This window comes from Mumia sp. (assembly GCF_028803055.1).
Lineage (GTDB): Bacteria > Actinomycetota > Actinomycetes > Propionibacteriales > Nocardioidaceae > Mumia.
In genome coordinates, this window is record NZ_JARBCJ010000145.1 from 1 (window position 1) to 8,984 (window position 8,984).

9 protein-coding genes are annotated in these 8,984 nt (G+C 71.3%); 1 reads left to right on the forward strand and 8 read right to left on the reverse strand.

Annotated features, from left to right (window positions below; all coding sequences use genetic code 11):
• Nucleotides 1–1,938, forward strand: a 1,938-nt coding sequence (locus tag PV363_RS13290; protein ID WP_301022558.1) for a class I tRNA ligase family protein, incomplete at its 5' end; no start/stop codon positions are given.
• Between the two features lie 80 nt (nt 1,939–2,018).
• Here the strand turns inward: PV363_RS13290 and PV363_RS13295 are convergent.
• From PV363_RS13295 to murC, 8 genes are all read right to left on the reverse strand, one after another.
• Nucleotides 2,019–2,795, reverse strand: coding sequence for a DivIVA domain-containing protein (locus PV363_RS13295; RefSeq protein ID WP_220344397.1), 777 nt, complete (start codon nt 2,793–2,795; stop codon nt 2,019–2,021).
• A 128-nt stretch (nt 2,796–2,923) separates the two neighbouring features.
• Entirely contained in the window at nt 2,924–3,217 is a 294-nt protein-coding gene (locus PV363_RS13300; RefSeq protein ID WP_220365765.1) for a YggT family protein, read from the reverse strand.
• Between the two features lie 20 nt (nt 3,218–3,237).
• Nucleotides 3,238–3,738 (reverse strand): cell division protein SepF, encoded by a 501-nt coding sequence (locus tag PV363_RS13305; protein ID WP_220344395.1) that lies wholly within the window; start codon nt 3,736–3,738, stop codon nt 3,238–3,240.
• A gap of 74 nt (nt 3,739–3,812) precedes the next feature.
• Nucleotides 3,813–4,538 (reverse strand): YggS family pyridoxal phosphate-dependent enzyme, encoded by a 726-nt coding sequence (locus tag PV363_RS13310; RefSeq protein WP_220365766.1) that lies wholly within the window; start codon nt 4,536–4,538, stop codon nt 3,813–3,815.
• A gap of 4 nt (nt 4,539–4,542) precedes the next feature.
• Nucleotides 4,543–5,286, reverse strand: a complete 744-nt coding sequence (locus PV363_RS13315) for a polyphenol oxidase family protein (protein ID WP_220365767.1) — start codon at nt 5,284–5,286, stop codon at nt 4,543–4,545.
• Nucleotides 5,287–6,549: a cell division protein FtsZ gene (ftsZ, locus tag PV363_RS13320; RefSeq protein WP_220344739.1), complete on the reverse strand. Its 1,263-nt coding sequence runs from the start codon at nt 6,547–6,549 to the stop codon at nt 5,287–5,289.
• Between the two features lie 238 nt (nt 6,550–6,787).
• Nucleotides 6,788–7,501: an FtsQ-type POTRA domain-containing protein gene (locus tag PV363_RS13325; protein WP_220344392.1), complete on the reverse strand. Its 714-nt coding sequence runs from the start codon at nt 7,499–7,501 to the stop codon at nt 6,788–6,790.
• Nucleotides 7,498–8,922 (reverse strand): UDP-N-acetylmuramate--L-alanine ligase, encoded by a 1,425-nt coding sequence (murC, locus tag PV363_RS13330; RefSeq protein WP_301022559.1) that lies wholly within the window; start codon nt 8,920–8,922, stop codon nt 7,498–7,500. The genes PV363_RS13325 and murC overlap by 4 nt, the downstream gene beginning before the upstream one ends.
• Nucleotides 8,923–8,984 lie beyond the last annotated feature (62 nt).

An 8,984-nucleotide genomic window follows, 5' to 3' on the forward strand; every position in this document is an offset into this window, starting at 1 on the left:
CTGATGTACTACGCCTCCCCCGCCTGGTACGTCCGCACCACGGCAGCCAAGGACGCACTGCTGCGCGAGAACGAGGGCACCAGCTGGTTCCCGCAGACGATCAAGTGGGGCCGCTACGGCGACTGGCTGCAGAACAACGTCGACTGGTCCCTGTCGCGCAACCGCTACTGGGGCACCCCGCTGCCGATCTGGCGCAACGACGCCGATCCCGGCCGGCTGGTGTGCGTCGGGTCGCTCGCGGAGCTGTCGGAGCTCACCGGGCGCGACCTGTCCGACCTCGACCCGCACCGCCCGTACATCGACGACGTCACCTTCACGGTCGAGGGCGAGGAGGGCACCTACCGTCGAGTGCCGGAGGTCATCGACGCATGGTTCGACTCCGGGTCAATGCCCTTCGCGCAGTGGGGATACCCGCACCTGCCCGGCTCGGAGGAGAAGTTCCGCCAGGCCTTCCCCGCCCAGTACATCTGCGAGGCGATCGACCAGACGCGGGGATGGTTCTACTCGCTGATGGCCGTCTCGACCCTCGTCTTCGACCAGAACTCGTACGAGAACGTCGTCTGCCTGGGCCACATCCTCGCCGAGGACGGCCGCAAGATGTCCAAGCACCTGGGCAACATCCTGCTCCCCGTCCCCTTGATGGACGAGCACGGCGCCGACGCCGTCCGCTGGTTCATGGCCTGCTCCGGCTCGCCGTGGCAGGCCCGCCGTGTGGGGCACTCGGCGCTGCAGGAGATCGTGCGCAAGGTCCTGCTGACCTACTGGAACACCGTCGCCTTCCACGTCCTGTACGCGCGCACCGCCCACTGGTCGCCTGCCGACGGCGCACCGCCCGTCGCGGAGCGCCCGATCCTCGACCGCTGGCTGGTCTCGCGGACACAGGGCCTGGTCTCCGAGGTCACGACCTGCCTGGAGCGGTTCGACACCCAGCGCGCCGGCGCCCTCCTCTCGCAGTTCGTCGACGACCTGTCCAACTGGTACGTCCGCCGCTCCCGGCGCCGGTTCTGGAGCGGTGATCCTGCGGCGCTCGCGACCTTGCACGACACGCTCGACGTGCTCACGCGTCTGATGGCGCCGTTGGTCCCGTTCGTCACCGAGCGGGTCTGGCAGGACCTCGTCCGTGCGTCCGACCCCGATGCGCCGCCGTCGGTGCACCTGGCGTCGTGGCCCGTGGCCGACGAGTCGCTGGCGGTCAAGGGTCTGGACGAGCAGGTCGCGCTCGCGCGGCGGGTCACCGAGCTGGGACGTGCCGCACGCGCCGAGGCCAAGGTCCGGACGCGGCAGCCGCTTCGCCGTGCGCTGGTCCCCTCACGTGCGTGGGAGCAGCTCGGCGACGAGCTTCGGGCAGAGGTGTGCGACGAGCTCAACGTCGGCTCCCTGGAGTCTTTGGCGGCTGCGTCGGGTGACCTCGTGGAGCACTCGGCCAAGGGCAACTTCCGCAGCCTCGGCAAGCGGTTCGGCAAGCAGACGCCGAAGGTGGCCGGTGCTGTCGCAGAGGCCGACGCCGCCGAGCTCGCCGCAGCCGTCGCGGACGGCGGGTCGTACGCCCTGCAGGTGGACGGCGAGACGATCGAGGTGACGGCCGACGACGTCATCGTGTCGGAACGTCCTCGAGAGGGCTGGGCCGTCGTCAACGACCAGGGCGAGACCGTCGCGCTCGACCTGGACCTCGACGAGGACCTCCTCCGGGCCGGCACCGCACGCGAGGTCGTCCGCATGCTCCAGGAGGCGCGCAAGAACGCCGGTCTCGACCTCACCGACCGGATCCGCGTGACGTGGGCGGCCGAGGGAGAAACCGCGGAGGCGGTCCGGGCCCATGAGTCCACGATCGCGGACGAGGTCCTCGCGGTCGAGATCGCGCAAGGTCCGGCAGTCGTCGACGGACACGTGGCGACCGACGAGGACCTGGGGGTGACCGTCTCGCTGCGCAAGGCCTGAGCAGGTCGCCGACGTGCGAAGGCCCCCTCCGACCCGATGGTCGGAGGGGGCCTTCGAACGTGCGGTGAAGAGCCGGTGGCTCAGGAGCGCTCGTCGTCGCCGAACAGCGACTTGAGACGGCGCGGCGCGTGCTCCGGGGTGGGGGACCCGTGCACCGCCGCAGGCGTCGGGCTGCTGGTCGGCAGCGACGCCGCGACCGGCTGCTCGCCCTCGAGGTGCGAGAGCTGCGCCTGGAAGTAGCTCTTGAGGCGGCTGCGGTACTCGCGCTCGAAGGTGCGGAGCCGCTCGAGCTCGCGGTTGAGGTCGTCGCGCTCCTTCTCGATGTTGCCGAAGGCCTGCTGGCGGCGCTCGGCAGTCTCGGCATCGAGCTTCTGGGCGCGCATCCGCGCCTCGCTCTCGAGCCGCTCCGCCTTGCCCCGAGCCTCGTTCTCGACCCGGTCGGCCTTGGTCCGGGCCTCACCCAGGATCCGGTCGGCCTCGTTCTTGGCGGCGTCGACGAGCTCGTCGGCGTTGTGCGTCGCGATCTCGAGGAGGCGGGCAGCGGCGCTGGAGGCGTCACCCACCGACGAGGAGGCCGGCGACTGCGCCTGGACCGGCATCGGAGCCGGCGGCGGCGGAGCCATCGGCGCCGGAGCCGGGGCGGGCGCGCGGAAGCTGTCGAACGACGAGGTCGACGAGCCGGAGCCGGACGAGGCGGAAGCGAGCTTGCTCCTCAGGTCCTCGTTCTCCAGGGTCAGACGCTCGAGCTCGGCCTCAACCTCGTCGAGGAACTGGTCGACCTCGCCCATGTCGTAGCCCTCACGAAGGCGGACCGGGGTAAATCGCTTGTTCCGCACGTCCTCTGGCGTCAACGGCATGGTTTCACCTCGGGGTCATGTTTCATCGGACAGTCCTGACAACGGTACTTGGTCGGGGAAGCCATCCCTGCGGCACCCCGTGGGGAACCACCTTAGTGCGACTCCCCCGCGGGAAAGAAGGCTCATGCTCAGCGGAAGAAGATCTGAGCGTTGATGATCTGGAGAAGGTAGAGGCCGATCAGCAGCACCATCGGCGACAGGTCGAGCGCCATCCCGCCGAAGCGGATCGGCGGGATCACGCGGCGCACCGCCCGCATCGGCGGATCGGTGACCGAGTAGATCGCCTCGCAGAACACGAGCACGAAGCCCTTGGGCTGCCACGAGCGTGACAGCACCTGGACCCAGTCGATGACGAAGCGGGCCAGCAGGAGCAGGATGCACGCCCACAGAACGAAGTTGATGACCTCACCGACGACGACCATGAACGACAGTGTGTCCTACGTCAGCTCTGGTTGAAGAACCCGCCCTGCGCGAGGCGCTGGCGATCCTCCGCAGTGACCGTCACATTGGGCGGCGAAAGAAGGAACACCTTGCTCGTGATCCGCTCGATCGACCCGTAGACGGCGAAGATGAGTCCGGCCGCGAAGTCGACGAGACGCTTGGCGTCGTTGTCGTCCATCTCGCTGAGGTTCATGATGACCGGGGTGCCCTCGCGGAAGTGCTCGCCGATGATCCGGGCCTCGTTGTAGGTCCGCGGGTGCAGCGTCGTGATCCTCGTGAACTCTGCCGGCGCGGGCACGACCGTCGGGGTCGACGCCGGTCGGCGCCGGTCGTCGATCCGGGCGACAGGCCGCGGCTCCGCCTCGCGCACGGCCGGGCCCGCCGGTCGGACGGGCCGACGCGCGGCCTCCGGCTCCGACTCGTAGTCGTCGTACTCGTCGTACTCGCCGGACTGCTCGACGAGGCCGAGGTACTCACCCATCTTGCGCATCGCGCCAGCCATCGCCTGACCTCCCTGAAAACCACGCTGCTTGCTCGAACTCATGAACCGGCGGTGTGCTCACCGTCGCCCTCAACCTACCGGAGCGGAGGGCGCTCTCCGAGCACCGAACGCCCGATCCGTACGTGTGTCGCGCCGTGCTTGACAGCCACCTCCAGGTCACCGCTCATGCCCGCGGAGATCGCCGTCGCACGCGGGTACGCCGCCGCGACGCTGGCCGCCACCTCCGCGAGGCGCGCGAACGCGTCGTCGGGGTCGGCGTCGAGGGGGGCCACGGCCATCACGCCTTCGAGCCGCAGCGCCTCTGCCGCGTCGACCTGCGCGGCGAGCCCCAGGACGTCGCCGGGGGCGGCGCCGGCCCTCCCGGCGGGGTCGTCGTCGCGGCCCTCGAGGTTGACCTGGACGAGCACGCCGAGGGTACGGCCCGCCTGACGCGCTCCACGGTCGAGCGCATCGACGAGCCTGGGCCGGTCCACCGAGTGGACGACGTCGGCGTAGCGGGCCACCGCGGCAGCCTTGTTGGTCTGCAGGGCGCCCACGAAGTGCCACCGGAGGGCGGCGGCAGGATCGCCCGCCTCCTCCCGCTTGCGGGCCGCCTCCGGGTGGCGGTTCTCGCCGACGTCGGTGACCCCCAGGTCGGCGAGGAGCGCGACGTCGGAGGCAGGGTAGGTCTTGGTGACCACGATCAGGGTGATCTCGTCCGGTGCGCGACCGGCCATGGCGGCCGCGGTCTCGATGCGGTCGCGGACCGCACGGAGGCTGCGGGCGAGCTCGTCACGGCGTGCGTCGTGGGTGTCGGTCACGCGCTCAGCCTCGCACGCGGACGAGCGCGGCGAGCCGGCCGGAGCGCTCACCCTGGCGCCGGTAGGAGAAGAAGTCCTTCTCCCCCTCGATCGTGCACATCGGGTGGTGGTCGGCGAGGTCGACGACGTCGACGTCCGCGGCACGGAGCTGGCCGGCGACACCGGCCGCCAGGTCCAGGGCAGGCGTGCCGCTCCGGGTCTGTGCCCACGTGCCGGTGACCTGGCGTGCAACCTCGTCACGCATCGCCTCCGGGACCTCGTAGCAGTGCCCGCACGCACGAGGTCCCAGCCACGCCGTGATCCGCTCGGCACCCAGGGCACGCATCGCCTCGACCGCGGCACCGGCGACGTCGAGGACGACGCCCTTGCGCCCGGCGTGGACGACCGAGGCGACCGCGTTCTCGTCGTCGACGAGCACGACAGGAAGGCAGTCGGCCACCCGGACGACGAGCACCGCGCCCGGCACAGCTGTCACCAGCGCGTCGGCAGCGGCGCGCGGGGCGGTCGGGTCGTCGTCGGCCGTCACGACACGGACACCACGGCCGTGCACCTGGCGTACGAGATGCGTCCGGTCAGGGTCCCCACCGAAGGCCTCGACGGCGTCTCGAAGGTTGCGCGCGACTGTGGCCTCGTCGTCGCCGTTGCTCGCCCCCAGGTTCAGCGAGGCCCAGGGACCCGTGCTGTGACCGTCGTGACGGTCGGTGAACGCGAGGTCGGCGCGGGAGAGGGTCTCGTGGAAGGCGAACACTTACTTCAGGAAGTCGGGGATGTCGAGGTCGTCCTCGAAGGGATCGACAGCCTGACGCTTCGGGGTCGACGGCCGAGCCCCGTTGCCTGAGCCGGTCGCCGGACCCGTGACAGGGGACGGGCCGCGCGAGGCACGGGACTCGGTGGTCGGGGTGGTGCTGTCGCCGGCCTGGCTGCGCACCCCCACGGGGACACGGTCGCCGCGGCTGGCCGTCTCCGCCGGCGCTGCCGGTGCGGCGGGCGGCTCCTTGGTCACGGGCCGGGCCGGCGCTGTGTCGCGGCGCAGGGCAGGACGTGACGCGTCGCGTCGTTTGGGCGTGCCTCCGTCGAAGCCTGCGGCGATGACGGTGACACGCACCTCGTCGCCGAGGGCGTCGTCGATCACGGCACCGAAGATGATGTTGGCCTCGGCGTGAGCTGCCTCGCTGACGAGCGCCGCGGCCTCGTTGATCTCGAAGAGGCCGAGGTCGGACCCGCCGGCGATCGAGAGCAGCACGCCGTGCGCACCGTCGATCGACGCCTCGAGCAGAGGGCTGGAGACGGCCATCTCCGCGGCCGCCACCGCGCGGTCGTCTCCCCGAGCGGACCCTATTCCCATCAACGCTGAGCCGGCATCAGACATCACGGACTTGACGTCGGCGAAGTCGAGGTTGATCAGGCCCGGCGTCGTGATCAGGTCGGTGATGCCCGAGACGCCCTGGAGGAGGACCTGGTCGGCCTGCTTGAACGCGTCGAGCATGGTGACGTTGCGGTCGCTGATCGACAGCAGCCGGTCGTTCGGGATGACGATCAGCGTGTCGACCTCCTCCCGCAGCCCTTCGATGCCGTCATCGGCCTGGTTGGCGCGGCGTCGACCCTCGAAGGAGAACGGGCGGGTGACGACGCCGATCGTGAGGGCGCCCAGCGAGCGGGCGATGCGGGCGACCACCGGCGCACCGCCGGTGCCCGTGCCGCCTCCCTCACCTGCGGTGACGAACACCATGTCGGCGCCCTTGAGCACCTCTTCGATGTCGTCCGCGTGGTCGTCGGCCGCCTGTCGCCCGGTGTCGGGGTTGGCGCCGGCGCCGAGGCCGCGGGTGAGCTCGCGACCGATGTCGAGCTTGACGTCGGCGTCGCTCATCAGCAACGCCTGGGCGTCGGTGTTGATCGCGATGAACTCGACTCCCTTGAGGCCGGCCTCGATCATCCGGTTGACCGCGTTGACGCCACCTCCGCCGATGCCGACGACCTTGATCACGGCCAGGTAGTTCTGAGCTGCCACGATGGTGCCCCTCACGTGCTTGTGTGTCCGAGTCTTCACGAGGCACCGCAGTCCGGTGTCGGCGCCACAGGCTCCGAGCGGTGAGCCCAGAACCCTAACCCTCAAGTTCAGGGTTATAGTTATGTCAACCTCGTGTCTGTGCATGAACCTACGTGCTCGACCGCGCCGCTCTGCGCCGACACGCCGCCGGTCCCGCCGCTCCTCGTCGAGATGTCACCCACAGAGCGTGCTCGGAGGTCGGTCACGGCCGGATGGTCGGCCGTTCAGGTGCACGGACGTCGTACGCGCTGGCCTTCTGGGGCAGCAGCGCCGAGAGGACCTGGGCCTTCAGACCGGCATGGTCGGCGCTCCCCCAGGCGACCTCGGCACCGTCCCGCAGCTCGAGCGTGATCCCGTCCCGACTGCTCACCCGGACCTCACGGACCCTCCGGGCGAGGTCTCGGTCCATCGCGCGGACGGCGTCGGCCGCCTCCTTCAGCGCCTCCGCCCTGGGCCCCGACCCCGAGGCGAGGACGACCCGCGGCAGCCGGCGCGGCGTCTTGCCGGCAGGGGGATAGACGACTCCGTCGCGATCGAGCAGGCGTACGTCGTCGCCGGACAGGCGTGCCACAGGAGTCCGCTCGGTGACCTCGACGACGACCGAGCGCGGCCACCGGCGGCTGACGTCGACGGTCGCCACCTGCGGGATCTGCTCGACACGTTCGCGCACGGCCTCCACGTCGAGGCGCGCGAGGGGACGGCCCTCCACGACGTCGGCGCGTGCGCGGACCACGCTCGGCGACACGGTGGTCGCCCCACGGACCTGGACGGAGTGGGCACCCAGGACGGACGTCTCGAGGGTGACCCACGCGCCGGCGCCGATCACGGCGAGCGCGGCCGCCACGAGGAGGTACGGACGCAGCCGCCCGAGCCGCGCCCGCCAGCGCCGCCCTGCGAACCGGTCCGTGACGGTCACGAGCCCGCTGCCCTCTCCCGCAGACGCGCGACGAGCCGGGGTCCGACGGTCGTGATGTCACCGGCGCCGAGCAGGAGGACGAGGTCACCCTCCGCCGCGAGGTCGGCCAGCTGGGCGTCCAGCGTCTCGAGGTCGGCGCCCGCGTGGACGTCCTCCGGCGGGAGGGACACCGCCTCCCGAACGAGGGCCGAGGTCACGTCGGGGTCGGCGTCCTCGCGGGCGAGATAGACGTCGGTCACGACGACGACGTCGGCCGCGCTGAGCGCCTCCCCCATCGCCGTGCCGAAGATTCGGGTCCGGCTGACGAGGTGGGGCTGGAACGCCACGACGACCCGCCCGTCACCCGCGAGTGCCCGCGCCGCCTGGAGGTCACCGGCGATCTCGACCGGGTGGTGGGCGTAGGAGTCGTACACCGTCACGCCGGCACCCTCGCCGATCCGCTCCATCCGCCGGCTCGCGCCGGTGTAGGCCGCGAGACCGGCTGCGGCGTCGGCGAACGACGCGCCGCACTCGAGCGCGGCGCCGAGCGCTCCGAGAGCGTCGACGACGTAGTGCTCCCCCGGGACCTGCAACCTGACCCGCCCGAGCGACTCCCCCCGGCGGACCACGGTGAACGAGGTGCCTCCACCCTCCGTCACCAGGTCGGTGCCGCGCAGCTCCGCCGACTCGCCGAGACCGGCGCGCAGGACCCGCAGTCCGCGTCCCTCGGCACGGGCCTCCAGCGCCGCAGCACCGGGATCGTCGACGCAGAGCACGAGGAACCCGTCAGGCGAGACGCGGTCGACGAACCGCGCGAAGGCCTGCTCGTACGCCTCCGGCGTACCCCAGACGTCGAGGTGGTCGGCGTCGACGTTGGTGACCACGGCGGCGTACGGCTCGTAGACGAGGAAGGCGCCGTCGCTCTCGTCGGCCTCCGCGACGAACCAGCGACCCGTGCCGGCGTGCGCGTTGGTCCCGAGCGAGGCGACCGGCGCCCCGATCGCGTACGAGGGGTCGAGCCCGGCGTGCACCAGCGCGCTCGCCAGCATCGACGTCGTCGTCGTCTTGCCGTGGGTGCCGGCCACCGCCACCACGTCGTGCCCGACCATCACCGACTGCAGACCCGCGGACCGTGGATACAGCCGCAGGCCGCGTGCCAGGGCCGCCACGATCTCCGGGTTGTCGGCGCGGACCGCGGTCGTCGCGATGACGGTGTCGGCCTCACCGAGGTTGTCGGCCGCCTGTCCCACCGTCACTGTCGCCCCGTCCCGCTCGAGCGCCCTGAGAAGGTCCGAGTCGGCCGCATCGCTGCCCTGCACGGTGATGCCCCGCTCGAGCATGATGCGGGCGATCGCCGACAGGCCGGCGCCGCCGATGCCGACGAGGTGGACCACGCCGAGCCGTTCGGCCGCGTCGATCTGCTCCGGGACCTCGATCTTCATCCCTGCGCCGCCTCACCGGCAGCCTCGAACACGATCCTGGCCAGCACCTCGTCGGCGTCACG

Coding starts and splice junctions, on each gene's coding strand:
- PV363_RS13295 (WP_220344397.1), bottom strand. CDS start 2,795: ATGCCGTTGACGCCAGAGGACGTGCGGAACAAGCGATTTACCCCGGTC.
- PV363_RS13300 (WP_220365765.1), bottom strand. CDS start 3,217: ATGGTCGTCGTCGGTGAGGTCATCAACTTCGTTCTGTGGGCGTGCATC.
- PV363_RS13305 (WP_220344395.1), bottom strand. CDS start 3,738: ATGGCTGGCGCGATGCGCAAGATGGGTGAGTACCTCGGCCTCGTCGAG.
- murC (WP_301022559.1), bottom strand. CDS start 8,922: ATGAAGATCGAGGTCCCGGAGCAGATCGACGCGGCCGAACGGCTCGGC.